Below are 14,910 nucleotides of genomic sequence, written 5' to 3'. Positions count from 1 at the left end.
TATCCGAGATCGGCTCTCCATGTGCGAACGCGACGAAGAATTCCATAGCTTTCGTGTCGGATCATGGTAGCCAGGTCGAGGAGGCGGAGGCATGACGAGAGCATTTTCCTTGCGGGCGGCGACAGATGCCGATGTCGATGCAATTCGGGCGCTGACACGCGAGGCCTATTGTAAGTGGGTGCCTCTCATCGGCCGAGAACCACTGCCGATGACGGCAGATTATGCCGAGGCCGTGCGCAAGCATCGTATCGATCTCTTGGAGGCCAATGGTGAGCTTTTGGCGTTGATCGAGATGGTGCCGAGAGAGGATCACCTGTTGATCGAGAGCGTCGCCGTCTCGCCGCGACATCAGGGAAAGGGCATCGGCAGGAAACTGCTAGTTCATGCCGAGCAGGTTGCGGCCGAGCTCGGCGTGAGTGACATGCGGCTTTACACCAACAAGCGTTTTGTCGAGAATGTGCAGCTCTATCTCCGACACGGTTATGCGATCGACCGCGAGGAGCCGCTGAAAGATGGTTTCCTTGTCCATATGAGCAAGCGCATCTGATCGGCGCCAGCTACCTCCGTTTTTCGATCAAGGCAGCCCAGACTGCAGCCACTAGCGCGAGTACCGCGGATGCCAGCATCAGGGCGAAGAGCGCATGTATCGTTGGCGATCGTGCAATGAACAGACCGCCGATCGAGCCGATGAGCGCGCCGCCAGCAATCCGCATGGCAGCGGCGAGGCCTGCGGCTGTGCCGACCATATCCGACCTGACCGACATGGCGCCGCTATTGGCGGCCGGCATGGTGAGGCCGTTGCCGATGCCGATGAAGATGCAGGGGCCGAAGAGTGCCAGAACCTCAACCATGCCCGATAGCGACAAGGCAAGCCCGATTGACAGACCAATGCAGGTCAGTAACCGCGCGATGACGAGGATCGTGCCGAGCGGGATTCTTGCGCCATGGCGGCCAGCCACATAGCTGCCGAGAATGAAGCCGGCCGGAACGAGGCCCATGTAGAAGCCAAGCTTGGCGCTCGAACCGCCGAGCGCATCGCCTATCGTCAGCGGCGCTCCGCCGAGAAAAATGTAGAGCACGCCCATCGAGCACGCCATGCAGAGCGTATAGGCCCAGAACCGAGCCGAACGCAAAAGCAGGGCATAGGAGGCAAGATAGTTTCTGCGCGCGGCTGACGCCGGCGCTTTCGATCCCTTCAGTTCATGCAGGGACAGAAAGAGGGCGGCAATGCCGAAGATCGCAAGGACGATGAAGCTTGCCCGCCAGCCGAAAAGCTCGTCCAAAGATCCGCCGAACAAGGGGCCGACCATGGGCGCCAATGCCCATCCCATGGCGAGATAGCCGAACTTGCTGGCAGCCTGGCGCTCGTCTGATGTTTCCTTGATGATGACGAGGGCGACCGAATAACACGGTCCGATACAGGCCTGCATCATGCGGCATAGCAGGAAGATGTCGATATTCGGCGCGAGAACGCAGCCAATCGAAGCGATGATGAAGATCGAGAGCGCCGTCAAGACGACAGGCCGACGGCCGAACCGGTCGGATATCGCGCCCCCGACCGCCTCAAGGGCCGCGGTGACAATCGAAAAGCCGGCAACCGATAGATTCACGAGAGCGAAATCGGCATGGAGTGCCGCTGCGATCTTCGGCAGCGACGGCAGGATCATGTTAACAGGCAGCACGGCAAGTGCCGAGAGCAGGATGAGGGTTATCAGCCGCGGCGGTGCGGCGGCTCTTTCGGTCGCCGTGTCGTCGGTTGGTTGCTTGGATGGATGATCGATGCGGCTTTCGGTGCGCGTCATGGCCTTGTCCGTCGTGTGAATGGGAAGTCGAGGGGAATCTGACGGGGTGCGGCCCGGATTTCAGGCAATAAAAAAAGGCCCCGTCAGGAGCCTGCTTACCGCGCATGGGTGCTTTCGCCGGATGGTTACACCATCCTGCCCATGCGCCTTCCTACCACTACGAGAACGAGTGCCGTGTTCATGGCATTAGAGCTAGCCGCAAAGCGGCCAAGCGTCAATGCGCGGCTTTGTCCAATAGCGACGAGCCCCGTTTTAACCTCAGCCGGCGGCTCAGATGCGGCTCAGATGCGGCTCAAATATCGTAGCTGAGCCCGGAATTCAGTGTCGAGATGAATTGCTTCGTCCGCTCCTGTGCCGGATTGGAGAAGATGTTGCGAGAAGAGCCTGTCTCGACGATGTTGCCTGCTTCCAGGAACACGACGTTGTTGGCGATCTTCGAGGCGAGGCGCAGGTCGTGCGTCGCCATGACCATGGTCGTGCCTTCGTTGGCGAGCTTGCCCAGCACGTCGACCACTTCGGCCGCCAGTTCCGGATCGAGCGCCGAGGTCGGTTCGTCGCAGAGCAGCACGCGCGGCGAGGGGGCGAGCGCCCGGGCGATGGCGACACGCTGCTGCTGGCCGCCCGAGAGCGTCGAGGGCCAGGCATCGATCTTGTGTGCCATGCCGACCTTGGTCAGAAGCTCGACGGCGCGGGCGCGGGCCTTGTCCTGAGGCCAGCGCAGCACGGTCGTCAGGCCCTCCATGACGTTCTGGATTGCGGTCTGATGCGGAAAGAGCTGGAAATTCTGGAAGACCATGCCCGTCTGGCGGCGGATCTTCTGGATATCCTGCCAGGACGGCTTCTTACCCGGCTGGAAGGTAGCCGTCTCCTCGCCGATGCGGATCGTTCCGGCGGTCGGGATTTCCAAAAGGTTGATGCAGCGAAGCAGCGTGCTTTTGCCGCCGCCCGAAGGTCCCACAAGCGCCGTCACCGTTCCCTCGGGGATCAACAGGCTGATATCCTTGAGGATGACAATGTCGCCGAAGCGCTTTTCGATATGCGAAAGCTCGATCATGCCTGTGCCTCCAGCGTGCCGCCAGAGCGGGCGAAGCGGCGTTCGAGGTAGCCCTGCAGCGTCGAAAGAAAGGTGCTGAGCACGAGATAGATGATGGCGGCCTCGATATAGAGGATCAGCGGCTCATAGGTCGTTGCGACGATGCGCTGCGCGGCCTGAAACAGCTCCGGCACGGTGATGGCTGCGGCAAGCGATGTATCCTTGACCAGCGAAATGAAGGTGTTCGACAGCGGCGGCACGGCGACGCGGGCTGCCTGGGGGAGGATGGTGCGGCTCATGGCTTGGCGCCAGTTCATGCCGATCGAATAGGCGGCTTCCCACTGGCCCTTTGGCACAGAGGAAATGACGGCGCGGATGATCTCGGACGTATAGGCCCCGACGCTCAGCGTAAAGCCGATGATGGCTGCCGGAAAAGCGTCGAGCAGGATGCCGAGGCTCGGCAGGCCGTAGAAAATGACGAAGAGCTGCACCAGAAGCGGCGTGCCGCGGATCACCCAGACATAGAAGCGGGCGATGGCGACGAACGGCGCCGGGGCAAACAGCCTGACGACGGCGGTGAGCAAGCCGAGCAGAAGGCCAAGCACGAAGGTTATCAAGGTGAGCGGGATGGTGAAGACGAGCCCCGCCCAAAGCAGCGTGCCCAGTGACTCCCACATCAGTTGCAGCCAATGCTCCAAGGAGAAGCCTTTCGATAACAGAATGCGTCCGGAGGTGACCCCGGACGCATCTTTTTCACAATTTGGCGTTTCTGCCTATTCCCCTTACTTCGAAACGTCCTGTCCGAAGTATTTTTTGGAGATCTTGTCATAGGTGCCGTCAGCCTTGATATCGGCCAGCGCCTTGTTGATCGCAGCAAGCAGCTCCGGCTCGCCCTTGCGGATGATGACGGCGGAGAAATCGGCATTGGCCTGCTGGGCGACGATCTTCACCGGCGCGTCGGGCTTGTGCTTCTTGAAATCGAGGAAGGAAAGGCTGTCGTTGATCGTGGCGTCGGCGCGGCCGGTCAGCACGAGCTGGATCGACTGGTCGAAACCGTCGGTACCGACGAGTTCGGCGCCGGATTCGGTTGCGAGCTTGCCGAAGTTGCTGGTCAGCGACTGTGCGGCTTTCTTACCCTTGAGATCGGCGAAATCCTTGATATCGGTATTGCTGTCCTTGACGATCAGCACGGCCTTGGAAGCGATATAGGGCTCGGAGAAGTCATACTTCTTCTTGCGCGCTTCGGTGACGCCGACTTCGTTGATGACGGCGTCGTAGCGGTTGGCATCGAGACCGGCGATCAGGCCATCCCACTTGCCTTCCAGGAACTGCACCTTGACGCCGAGCTTGGCGGCAATCGCCTCGGCGATCTCGACATCGAAGCCGGTCAGCTTGCCGCTCTCGTCATGAAAGGTGAAGGGCGCATAGGTGCCTTCCGTGCCGACCTTGAATACGCCGGCCGACTGGATCGCCTTGAGGTTTTCGCCGGCATGGGCGGGGAGCAGGAACGCAGCCTGCACGAGGGCGGCGGCGGCAACAGTCTTCAACCAGTTCATCGTTCTCTTCCGTTTCTGGAGCGGTTTCATTCAATGTCGCATACATCGCAGAAAAATTGCATCGCGAAAGCGTAGAAAACTGCGAGATAAATGGGCAATTGCGAATATTTTTCTCAAAGAACGGCGGATCGAGCCATCAAGAGAGGCGAGGCTTCCATCTCGGTCGATAATTGCTGACCAATGTGGCGGTGCAGCATAGTGACAATTCTCGATGTTGCCCTACTTCTCCCAATGTTGCTCCATTTTTCTCAATGTTGCCTATTGCAGCATCTGGTTGTGTCTTTGGTGCGGCATTATTCATGCAGGGCATGCGCGCTATCAATGTCTCCAGTCGGTTTGCCGGGAGACGCGGGCGGCGATCAAAATGCGTTTCTATTAGGAATTGCAGTGCAGGAATTGATCTGACACAGCCCGAAGAGGTGACGAATTGTCCATCATTGCGCGCTGGCGGCCTTGGCCGGTTCGTGAGCTTCACGTCGTGGCTGCGTCAATTCTTCTGAGCGTGTCAACATTCATGCCGACCTTTGCGGCGGAAATGACCGAGCGGCCGTCGAAATGGGTCGGCCGCGTTGCGGCCAACGATGCGGCTTTTGGCTGGCCCGGCAGCGGTTTTGCGCTGCGTTTCGAAGGCACTTCGCTCTCGGCTACCCTCTTTGATACCGGGCAAAACAGCCTGGAGATCGAATTGGACGGTGTTCCCCAGCGCCTTGATCTGCAGACGGGGCAACACCGATATCAGCTTGCCGATGGCTTGCAGCAAGGCGTCCATAGCGTTCGCGCGACCCGCCGCACCGAAGGATGGATTGGCGATACCACATTCGTTTCGGCCGAAACCGACGGGTCGTTCCTTCCAGCGGAGGCATCGACCGAAGAGATTGTGGCAATAGGAGACTCCATCACTGCAGGCTACGGTGTCGAGGGTGTCGGTCCCGGATGCAAATTCACTCCCGGAACTGAAAATCAATATCTGACATATGCCGCTCTCGCCGCGCGTAGCCTTGGGATGGAGCTTACGACGCTCGCGGTTTCGGGAATCGGCCTTTCGCGTGCTCGCAAGGGCACGAAAACCATGCTTGACGTCATCGACAATGGGACGCTGTTGAGAAGCGGTGCGCCCGGTCTTCCTGACGAGCGCGTTTCCACGGTCGTCATCAATCTGGGGACGAACGATTTTTCGGACGGCAAGAATCCCGACGATTTCGGCGGGGAATATGCCAAGCTTCTCTCCAAGCTCAGATATCAATTTCCAAAAGCGTATTTCTATGCCGCGCTCGGGCCGATGATGCCTCAGAAGGATTTCGATACGGCCGAGAAAGCAATCAAGGCCGTCGTCCAGACGAGCGTCGCGAAAGGCGAAAGCCGCCTCCGATATCTGAATTTACGCGTTAAACCGAAGGATTTTGGATGCAACTGGCATCCAAGCCGCAGCACCCAGGCGGCGATGGCGGATGTGTTGGAACAAGCAATCAAAGCGGATCGAGGCCGTCATGGTTAACGAGCAGGTGCTTTCCATTCCGCGGTCAAACTCGAAACAGCTGGACTCCCTCCAGTTTCTCCGGTTTGTGGCCGCCTTCTCCGTTGTTCTCTTTCATTTCGGACGCACTCTCGTGCTCGAGTACCAAGTCGATCGCAATTATTTCGACATGGGTGCGGCCGGCGTCGACATTTTCTTCGTTCTGAGCGGCTTCATCATCAGTTATTCCTCCGATCCGGGACGCGGGCTTGTCTATTTCGCACGCAAGCGCGTTGCGAGAATAGTTCCGCTTTATTGGTTGCTGACGCTGGTGATCGTCTTGATCGCGCTCGTGAAGCCCAACCTGCTCAATTCGACTGTGGTGACCGTCGACACGGTCATCAAATCTCTACTTTTCATCCCTTATCAGAAAAGCGGGGGCGCCGTACAACCGATCCTTTTCCTGGGCTGGACGCTTTGTTACGAGGTGTTTTTCTACCTGATCTACGGCGCCTGCCTGATCTTTGGCGCCAGGGCAAGCTGGTTCGCCTCCGCAGCCATCTTCTTCCTGATCGCGCTGCATGCGATTTGGCCCGCGGGATCTATCGAATGGCGTTTCTATACAAATCCGATATTGATCGAATTCGTTCTCGGCATGATGCTTCACAAGGCATATTCGGCTTACAGCGCCATCAGGAGCGGATCGAATGTCGCCGCCTTTGTGCTCGTTCTCCTGGCATGCGTGGCTTACTTCTTCATCGTGACACTCGCCGGCCCCAGTCTCTTTGCCTCAAGTCTCTTTGCGGTCCTCTTCGTCTCGGGCTTCCTGCTCATGCGGCTGCCGTCCGGGAAACTTTGGGCCATTCTGGTTCTGCTGGGAGATGCGTCCTACTCGCTCTATCTCGTTCATCCCTACACGTTTCAGCTTCCGGTTAAATTGCTGGGCAAGCACCTCTCCCTGGCCGTTGTGACGGGAATTTTGGCGCTGGTCACGCTTTGCACGATCGGGATCTCGGTGGTGCTTCTTAAGTTCTTCGAGCGGCCGATGCAGGCTCTTCTGATGCGGCGGCCGAAACCCATCGAGCCGACTGTCGCTCCGGTGGGGTAAAACCCAGCGTCTCGCTGCGGGTCGGCGACCATCAAGCCGCGGCCGTTCGACGCTTCATTCGTTCGCTGATAATGATGATGAAGCCGGCGCTGAGGATTAGGATAGCGCCGATGAAGGTGTTGGCGCCGGGGATGTCGCCCCAGATGAGGTAGCCGAGCAGGAAGGCCCAGACGAGGGAGGTGTATTCGAACGGTGCCAGCACCGAGACGGGTGCCTTGCGCATGCCTTCGAAGAGGGCGAGCTGACCGGCGCCGGCGATGATGCCGGTCAAGGCGAGCAGGACGATCTGGAGCGGCGTCGGCGTGTGCCAGTGGATGATCGCCATGCCGGCGGTCAGGATGATGAACATGATGTTGGAGACGGCCATCTGGATATGGCTCTTCTCGTGCAGCGCCGTCTTGCGTAGGAGCACCATGCCGCATGCCCAGAGGACGGCGGCCTGCAGCGCCAGATAGACCGGCCAGGAAATCGACAGCCCCACGGGATTGGAGGCGATCACCACGCCGCAAAAGCCGACGCCGACCGCCATCCAGCGGGCGAAGGTGACCTTTTCGCGCAGCACGATGGTTGCCAGAATCGTGCCGACGATCGGAGCGGCGTAGTAGAGCGTCGTTACCTCGGCGAGCTGCAGATAGGACGCCGCCGAATAATAGGAAATCCAGGCGATCAGGATGATGATGCTGCGCACGATCATCGGCTTGATGATCGGCGAGCGCGCCACCTTATGGACGAGCGAAGGCCCTTCGAAGACGAAGCAGCCGGCAAGAATGGTGCAGCTTCGGATGAACAGGACCTGCCAGACGGGAATGGAGGCGACGAGCAGCTTCACCGCCGAATCGTGGGCGGTGAACAGCATGTAGGCAAACACCGTAAGCAGGATGCCATAGCCGATGGAGTTTTTCACGGGGATGCACCAGAGGATGACCCGGCTTGGGCCGACCGAAGAATCTTTCAGGTCTCAACCGATAGGAGCCTACTTTTTCGGCGTCAATAGAACATTTTGTTGATGGCGTGCACATGTGAATGATTTATTCGGGTTGTGGTGTCTTTGCCTCCGCTTTAACAGACGGAGATGAAATGTGACCGCTTCGACTTTTTCGATCGTTGAGATTTCAATCGATTTAAATAGACTGCGGCGCAAATTTGGAGGAATTTTCATGGACAACGGGACGAGAATGGAGGGCTTGAAGGAGCGTAGGAGCCCGTTTTTCACCAAATCGCGTGCTGCGGTGTCGCTGGTGTTTCTCATGAACGGCTTCATGGTCGGATGCTGGGCACCGAAAATTCCCGAATTCGCCGAGCGGCTGCAACTGACGAAATTCGAGCTCGGCCTGATGATCCTCATCTTCGGCGTCGGCTCCCTCGTCATGATGCCGCTCGCCGGCGCGCAGATCGCCGTGCGCGGCTCGCGCGTCGTCGTGCAGGCCTTTGCTGTGCTGCTGCTGCCGATGATCCTGGCGCTGACGCTGGCGCCGAATGTCTGGACGGCGGCGATCGCGCTTTTTCTCTTCGGCGGTTTCATCGGCGCCATGGATGTGGCCATGAATGCCAATGCCGTCTCGGTCGAAAAATCCATGCGCCGGGCGATCATGTCCTCCTGCCATGCCTTCTGGAGCCTGGGCGGCCTTTTGGGCGCGGCGATCGGCGGGCTGCTGATTTCGCGCTGGGGCATTCTCGGCCATGCCGAAGCCTCGACTGCGATCGCCGTGCTTTTCCTCGCCATTGCCTGGCCTATGGTGCTTGGCGATCAACCGCATCATGATGAGGCCAAGCCGAAGGCAAAGCTGCCGATGATCCCGCTGCCCTGGCTGCTCGGCATCGTCGCGCTCTTCTGCATGGTACCGGAAGGCGCGGTTCTGGATTGGAGCGCGCTCTATCTCAGCCAGGAAAAGGGCGCCTCAGTGGCGCTCTCCGGCTTCGGCTACGCCGCTTTCTCCGCCACCATGGCGACCATGCGTTTTGCCGGCGATTTCGTCCGCGATTGGCTAGGGGCCGTCAGGACGCTGCGGGTCTGCACGGTCTTCGCCATCGTTGGCATGCTGGCGGCGGCGCTGGCGCCGAACGCGGAAATCGCCATTCTCGGCTTTGCGCTCTGCGGCATCGGCATTTCCAACATGGTGCCGATCGCCTTTTCGGCTGCCGGCAATATTCCGGGCCTGCAGCCGGGCATCGCCATTTCGGTCGTCACGACGCTCGGCTATTCCGGTATGCTGGTTGCGCCGTCGGCGATAGGCTTTGCCGCCGAGCATGTCGGCTTCTCGCCAGTCCTGATGGCGCTACCGGTGCTGCTGCTTGTGGTGCTGGCATTGTCATCGCTGGCGCGCTACGCCGACGGCATCGGGGACGCCAAGCACTAATTTCGTCGCTTTTGCCCGGTAACGGTTGAGGTCAGTCCGATCAAAAGAGATTGTCGTGGCGGTTGACAACGACCGCTGCGTGATCCACCTGAAAGACACCCATTTTCGAGGCCTGCGAGAGCTTTCCATGTCGTCCGCCACCGATTTCGATCCGAAACCGCGCCGTTCCTCCGTTGCCGTCGATGTCGGCGGCGTGATCGTTGGCGGCGGTGCCCCCGTCGTCGTGCAGTCCATGACCAATACCGACACGGCAGATATCGATTCGACCGTCGCCCAGGTCGCCGCCCTCTACAAAGCCGGCTCGGAACTCGTGCGCATCACCGTCGATCGCGATGAAAGCGCTGCCGCCGTGCCGAAGATCCGCGAGCGGCTGCTGAGCCTCGGCATGGACGTGCCGCTGATCGGCGATTTCCATTATATCGGCCACAAGCTGCTCGCCGATCATCCGGCTTGCGCCGAGGCGCTGGCGAAATATCGCATCAATCCCGGCAATGTCGGCTTCAAGGACAAGAAGGACAAGCAGTTCGCCGAAATCATCGAGATGGCGATCCGCTACGACAAGCCGGTGCGCATCGGCGTCAATTGGGGCTCGCTCGATCAGGATCTTCTGACCGCGCTGATGGACAAGAATGCGGCGGAAGGTTCGCCGCTCTCGGCCCGGCAAGTGACGCGCGAGACCATCGTACAGTCTGCGCTGATTTCGGCGAGTCTCGCGGAAGATATCGGCCTCCCGCGCAACCGCATCATCCTCTCGGCCAAGGTCAGTCAGGTACAGGATCTCATCGCCGTCTACTCCATGCTGTCGGAGCGTTCCGACCATGCGCTGCATCTCGGGCTCACCGAGGCCGGCATGGGCTCGAAGGGCATCGTCGCCTCGTCCGCCGCCATGGGCTATGTGCTGCAGCATGGCATCGGCGACACGATCCGCGTTTCGCTGACGCCGGAACCGAATGGCGACCGTACCCGTGAAGTGCAGGTGGCGCAGGAACTGCTGCAGGTCATGGGCTTCCGTCAGTTCATCCCCGTGGTTGCGGCATGTCCCGGCTGCGGCCGAACGACGTCGACGGTCTTCCAGGAACTGGCGCAGAACATCCAGAACGATATCCGCAAGAACATGCCGGTCTGGCGCGAGAAATATCCGGGCGTGGAAGCTCTGAACGTCGCTGTCATGGGCTGCATCGTCAACGGTCCGGGCGAAAGCAAGCATGCCGACATCGGCATTTCGCTGCCCGGAACCGGCGAGACGCCGGCCGCGCCGGTGTTCATCGATGGTCAAAAGGCCATGACCCTGCGCGGCCCGAATATCGCCTCGGACTTCGAGGCACTGGTGACCGACTATATCGAAAAGCGATTCGGTCGGAAGAACGTCGCGGCGGAGTGATCCGCCGCTTAAAGCCGAGGCTGATTAGATATTGCTCGTCAGCAGCTTGATGCCGGCAAAGCAATAGAAGCCGGCCATGGCGCCCTCGATCCAGCGGCGGGCATTGCGATATACTTTGAGCGCATGCGATGTCGAAAATAGGATCGCATAGCCCATAAACGCCAGAAAACCCGTCGTGCCGCAGACGACGATGATCAGCACCGCTACGGAAGCGGGCGCGCCCTGCGGCATGCCGAGCGCGATGATGGCGAGCCATGCGAAGATCGCCTTGGGATTGGTCACGTGGATGCCGTAGCCACGCAGGATCAGCGATTTGAAGCTAGGCGCCTTCTGTTCCATCTTGGCTGTTTGCAGCTCGCCATGGGCGCGTACGGCACGGAATGCCTTGTAAGCGAGATAGAGCAGATAGATGCCACCGAAGATCTTCAGAACTTCCAGCGCCATCGCATAGGTTTGCAGTAGCGTTGCAAGGCCTGCCGCTGCGGCAATCGCCCAGGTCATTGATCCCCCGAAAATCCCGAGCGAGATCGTCATGCCGGCTTTGCGGCCATGGGTCATCGAGGTGCCGATGATGGCCATGATGGCGGGGCCAGGGCTAACGACGGCAATGATGTAGGCGATATAGGCCGGCAGGATCTGCGGCAGATAGGCAAGGGTTTCGTGCATGGAAGATTTCCCGGGGATGTCGGCCGTCGCGGAGAATTCAGCGTCTAAAGGCCAATACGGAACGGGACTGTGTCATAGATTGCGGCCGAAATCACCCGGCGCAGTTATGGATTCTTGTGATGGTGACATTTCATGGCTGAATGAATGGCCATGGCTGAGCGTGGCCATGGGCCGGTAGCCGCTGCCGAGCGGCTGGCTCACCCTCATGCAACACAATTGACGGTATTTCGGAATCAGCTCTTTCGGTTCGCGATGAAGCGGGCGGTTTCCGTCAGGATGCCTGCCTTGTCGCCATAGCCAGACAGCAGGTCAGCCGCTTCCTTCACCAGCCTTGCGAGCGTCGTTTCGGCCCATTCCTGCCCGTGCAGAGCGACCAGCGTGCCCTTGCCACGGGCGGCATCCTTGCCGGTTGCCTTGCCCATGGTGGCGGCATCGGCGGTGAGGTCGAGGAGATCGTCTGCGAGCTGGAAGGCAAGGCCGATCTTTTCACCGAAGATCCGGAGGCGCTTGCGGTCTTCGGCCGAAGCACCAGCGATGATGGCGCCGGCCTCGCAGGCAAAGCGGATCAGCGCGCCCGTCTTCATCGCCTGCAGCGTGGTGATACCCTTTTCGTCGGGCGCTTCCTTCTCGGCCGCGAGATCAAGCGCCTGGCCGCCGGCCATGCCGCCGATGCCGGCTGCGCGCGACAGCGCCAGCACGAGCGCCATTTTCCGATCCGCCGGCAGCTCCGTCTCGGGGGCGGCGATGATGTCGAAAGCGTAGGTCAGCAGGCTGTCGCCGGCAAGAATCGCCGTGGCGTAATCGAAGGCGATATGCACCGTCGGCTGGCCACGACGCAGATCATCGTCGTCCATGGCGGGTAGATCGTCATGGACCAGCGAATAGCAGTGCACGCATTCGAGTGCGGCGCCGACCCTCAGTGCCGCCTCGGCATCGCCGCCGAGAAGGGTCGCCGATTCCATGACCAGGAAGGGACGCAGCCGCTTGCCGCCGTTCAGGACGCCGTGGCGCATCGCGCTCAGCAGCCTGTCGGGGCGGGTGATCTCGTCATGGAGGCTGGTGTCGGCCAGCAGCCGGGTCAGCAGTGCTTCGGTCCTACCGGCATTGACCTTGAGGCGTTGTTCGAATGAGGTATCGGTGCTGTCCATGGCCGCTGTTTGGCATGAGAGGCGGTTGCTGGCAACGAGAATTGTCAACAGCCAGGTGGGGAATTGCGTCGCACTCTGGTCATCGCTTTGCGTAGACGGTATGACGAATGCAGCATCAGAGCGTTTCCCGGATATATCAAGGCGTGCCGGGATGGAGCGATCGTGGACGTCAGGCATTTGGACATATCGACGGACAGTGAGGAGGAGGAAGCCGAGGTGCCGCGACGCTCCTCCCTGTTGGCACGCTTCAGGGACCGTCCGTTCTGGCAGCGCATCGTCCTCGTCCTGATCGGCTTTTTGCTGCTCCCCTATGTCTTCATCGTCTTCTACCTGCTGCCGTTCATCCATCCCGTCTCCACCCTGATGATAGGTGATGCCGTCGCCTTTCAGGGATATGACCGCCGCTGGGTCCCGCTGGAGAAAATCGCGCCGGTGCTGGTGAAATCCGTCATGGTCTCGGAGGACGGGCAGTTCTGTTTTCACGGCGGCGTCGATTGGGGGGAGATGCGGGTTCTCGTCGAGGAGACGCTGAGCGGCAAATCCACCCGCGGCGGCAGCACGATCCCGATGCAGACGGTGAAGAACCTGTTTTTATGGAACGGCCGCTCCTTCGTGCGCAAGACGCTGGAATTGCCTTTGGCGGTCTCCGCCTCGGCCGTGTGGTCGAAACGCCGGATGATGGAAATCTATCTGAATGTTGCCGAATGGGGACCGGGCATTTACGGCATCGAGGCGGCGGCACGCTATCATTTCAAGGTGCCGGCCTCCAAGCTTACGGCACGTCAGGCGGCGCTTCTTGCCGTCTCGCTCCCCAATCCGATCGATCGGGTGGCAAGCAAGCCGGGACGAGGCCTCAGCCAACTCGCCTCGCTCATCCAGCGCCGCGCACGAAATGCCGACGCATATATCAAATGCCTTTATGACTGATATCAGAACTTGTCGTTCGATCGGCTTGTCGTCATCTGGCATCCTTGGCCGTGACGTAAGGGCGGGTTTGAATCATTTCAAATAATTCTTTCCCTTCGGATTCCGGCGCTGAATAGGAAACAATGATCGTGGACAAGCTCACTCTCTATATCGGCAACAAGAACTATTCGTCCTGGTCGTTTCGACCGTGGCTTGCTCTTGAAGGATGCGGCATTCCTTTTGAAGAGGTGCTGATACCTTTCGATTTTCCAGGTGGAAATCCGCGCATTCGTGAGGTGTCGCCGACGGGCAAGGTGCCGATGCTGGTTCACGGTGGTTTCAAGGTATGGGAATCCTTCGCCATCATTGAATATGCGGCCGAGCTTTTCCCGGATGCCGGACTTCTGCCGAGGGATCGCCAGGCGCGTGCGTTGGCGCGATCCTATAGCATGGAGATGATTTCGGGCTTCAGTGCCCTGCGTAACAGTTGCCCGATGAACATGCGCCGTCCGATCGCGCGCCGCGAGCTGCCAGATGCGGTGACGACGGATGTGGAGCGCATCGAAACAATCTGGCGCGAGGCGAGAGCCGTTTCAGGTGGGCCTTTCCTGTTCGGAAGCTTTTCCGGCGCGGATGCCATGTTTGCCCCTGTTGTCAGCCGCTTAGAGCGGTACGACATTGCGGTTGCGGCGGATACGCGGGACTATATGGCTGTTATGAAGGCGCTGCCTGCCTGGCAAAAATGGGAGGAAGCGGCATTGCAGGAAACATGGACCGTGCCGGAGGATGAGGACTGATTCGGCGTCGAATATCCGCGAATCTGGCGCGGCCGGCAAAAAATGCTATTTGGGACTGGTCAAAGCCCGGCAAGCCATGTATAAGCCCGCCCAATTTCCGAAATTGATGCATGTCTGTTTCGGCCGCCTTGCTGGCCGTGGACATGTTTCGTCCGTACATGGAGTAACGAGAATGGCTGTACCGAAGAGAAAAACGAGCCCGTCCAAGCGCGGTATGCGCCGCTCTGCTGACGCCCTGAAGGCTCCGACCTACGTCGAAGACAAGAACTCCGGCGAACTGCGTCGTCCGCACCACATCGACCTGAAGACCGGCATGTATCGCGGCCGTCAGGTTCTGACGCCGAAGGAAAGCGCATAATCTAGCGCTGCCTTAATGGCATGGATGAAAAGGCTGGCGGTTCGCCGGCCTTTTTGGTTTTGATCGGGGGTGCTGAAGTGGATTATACGGGGGGAAAAACGCCGCCTCGCGGTATGGTGCGGCTCTGATATTCCCCTCTGTCCCTTTCGGGACATCTCCCCCAAAAGGGGGGAGATTATTGGGAGTATGCTGCCCGCTCTCACCAAACCGATAACTGCAGTTCCGCGGATTCGATATCCGCTTGAGGCGCGAGGATTCAGCAAGTTACCAATCTCCCCACTTGTGGGGGAGATGTCACGTCAGTGACGCAGGGGGTAAAACTCTCCAAGAATTCACGAGCGCGTT

Annotated in this window: 15 protein-coding genes; 8 read left to right on the top strand and 7 right to left on the bottom strand. The window is 59.6% G+C overall.

The window, feature by feature from the left end; translation table 11 throughout:
- Positions 1-91: 91 nt before the first annotated feature.
- Entirely contained in the window at positions 92-547 is a 456-nt protein-coding gene (locus tag GDN47_RS24610; RefSeq protein ID WP_113331432.1) for a GNAT family N-acetyltransferase, read from the top strand.
- 10 nt (positions 548-557) lie between these two features.
- On the opposite strand, the gene GDN47_RS24605 is transcribed toward GDN47_RS24610, so the two are convergent.
- The 4 genes from GDN47_RS24605 to GDN47_RS24585 form a co-directional block, all read right to left on the bottom strand.
- A complete protein-coding gene (locus GDN47_RS24605) occupies positions 558-1,802 on the bottom strand; it encodes a multidrug effflux MFS transporter (RefSeq protein WP_145321897.1) in 1,245 nt (414 codons plus the stop codon).
- A 292-nt stretch (positions 1,803-2,094) separates the two neighbouring features.
- Positions 2,095-2,856 (bottom strand): amino acid ABC transporter ATP-binding protein, encoded by a 762-nt coding sequence (locus GDN47_RS24595; protein WP_113389773.1) that lies wholly within the window; start codon positions 2,854-2,856, stop codon positions 2,095-2,097.
- Positions 2,853-3,533 (bottom strand): amino acid ABC transporter permease, encoded by a 681-nt coding sequence (locus tag GDN47_RS24590; protein WP_015341657.1) that lies wholly within the window; start codon positions 3,531-3,533, stop codon positions 2,853-2,855. The genes GDN47_RS24595 and GDN47_RS24590 overlap by 4 nt, the downstream gene beginning before the upstream one ends.
- Positions 3,534-3,617: 84 nt before the next feature.
- Positions 3,618-4,391: an amino acid ABC transporter substrate-binding protein gene (locus tag GDN47_RS24585; protein ID WP_113389774.1), complete on the bottom strand. Its 774-nt coding sequence runs from the start codon at positions 4,389-4,391 to the stop codon at positions 3,618-3,620.
- 427 nt (positions 4,392-4,818) lie between these two features.
- Between GDN47_RS24585 and GDN47_RS24580 the strand changes: the two genes are divergently transcribed.
- Both GDN47_RS24580 and GDN47_RS24575 read left to right on the top strand, forming a co-directional pair.
- Complete coding sequence (locus tag GDN47_RS24580) at positions 4,819-5,886, top strand: SGNH/GDSL hydrolase family protein (RefSeq protein WP_152094443.1); 1,068 nt, start codon at positions 4,819-4,821, stop codon at positions 5,884-5,886.
- Positions 5,840-6,952, top strand: coding sequence for an acyltransferase family protein (locus GDN47_RS24575; protein ID WP_152094442.1), 1,113 nt, complete (start codon positions 5,840-5,842; stop codon positions 6,950-6,952). Before GDN47_RS24580 ends, GDN47_RS24575 begins: the two co-directional genes overlap by 47 nt.
- A 31-nt stretch (positions 6,953-6,983) precedes the next feature.
- On the opposite strand, the gene GDN47_RS24570 is transcribed toward GDN47_RS24575, so the two are convergent.
- On the bottom strand, positions 6,984-7,856 hold the full coding sequence (locus GDN47_RS24570) for a DMT family transporter (RefSeq protein WP_152094441.1): 873 nt from the start codon (positions 7,854-7,856) through the stop codon (positions 6,984-6,986).
- Between the two features lie 253 nt (positions 7,857-8,109).
- Here GDN47_RS24570 and GDN47_RS24565 point away from each other — a divergent pair, with 253 nt between their 5' ends.
- Both GDN47_RS24565 and ispG read left to right on the top strand, forming a co-directional pair.
- Positions 8,110-9,309: an MFS transporter gene (locus GDN47_RS24565; protein WP_152094440.1), complete on the top strand. Its 1,200-nt coding sequence runs from the start codon at positions 8,110-8,112 to the stop codon at positions 9,307-9,309.
- Between the two features lie 127 nt (positions 9,310-9,436).
- On the top strand, positions 9,437-10,690 hold the full coding sequence (gene ispG / locus GDN47_RS24560) for a flavodoxin-dependent (E)-4-hydroxy-3-methylbut-2-enyl-diphosphate synthase (RefSeq protein WP_152094488.1): 1,254 nt from the start codon (positions 9,437-9,439) through the stop codon (positions 10,688-10,690).
- Positions 10,691-10,714: 24 nt separating this feature from the next.
- Here the strand turns inward: ispG and GDN47_RS24555 are convergent, their stop codons facing one another.
- Together GDN47_RS24555 and GDN47_RS24550 are read right to left on the bottom strand one after the other, a co-directional pair.
- A complete protein-coding gene (locus tag GDN47_RS24555; RefSeq protein ID WP_113352728.1) occupies positions 10,715-11,356 on the bottom strand; it encodes a LysE family translocator in 642 nt (213 codons plus the stop codon).
- Between the two features lie 233 nt (positions 11,357-11,589).
- Entirely contained in the window at positions 11,590-12,504 is a 915-nt protein-coding gene (locus GDN47_RS24550) for a polyprenyl synthetase family protein (protein ID WP_145635465.1), read from the bottom strand.
- 177 nt (positions 12,505-12,681) lie between these two features.
- On the opposite strand from GDN47_RS24550, the gene mtgA reads away from it, so the two are divergent.
- The 3 genes from mtgA to rpmF all read left to right on the top strand — a co-directional run bounded on the left by mtgA (position 12,682) and on the right by rpmF (position 14,565).
- Complete coding sequence (gene mtgA / locus GDN47_RS24545) at positions 12,682-13,431, top strand: monofunctional biosynthetic peptidoglycan transglycosylase (RefSeq protein ID WP_371865532.1); 750 nt, start codon at positions 12,682-12,684, stop codon at positions 13,429-13,431.
- 128 nt (positions 13,432-13,559) lie between these two features.
- Positions 13,560-14,207 (top strand): glutathione S-transferase family protein, encoded by a 648-nt coding sequence (locus tag GDN47_RS24540; protein WP_113352896.1) that lies wholly within the window; start codon positions 13,560-13,562, stop codon positions 14,205-14,207.
- A gap of 172 nt (positions 14,208-14,379) precedes the next feature.
- Positions 14,380-14,565, top strand: a complete 186-nt coding sequence (gene rpmF, locus GDN47_RS24535; RefSeq protein ID WP_003543812.1) for a 50S ribosomal protein L32 — start codon at positions 14,380-14,382, stop codon at positions 14,563-14,565.
- The last annotated feature ends 345 nt before the right edge of the window (positions 14,566-14,910 follow it).

The sequence above is a fragment of the Martinezella dioscoreae genome (assembly GCF_009176305.1).
Lineage (GTDB): Bacteria > Pseudomonadota > Alphaproteobacteria > Rhizobiales > Rhizobiaceae > Rhizobium > Rhizobium dioscoreae.
This window is presented reverse-complemented; position numbering and strand designations above follow the sequence as displayed.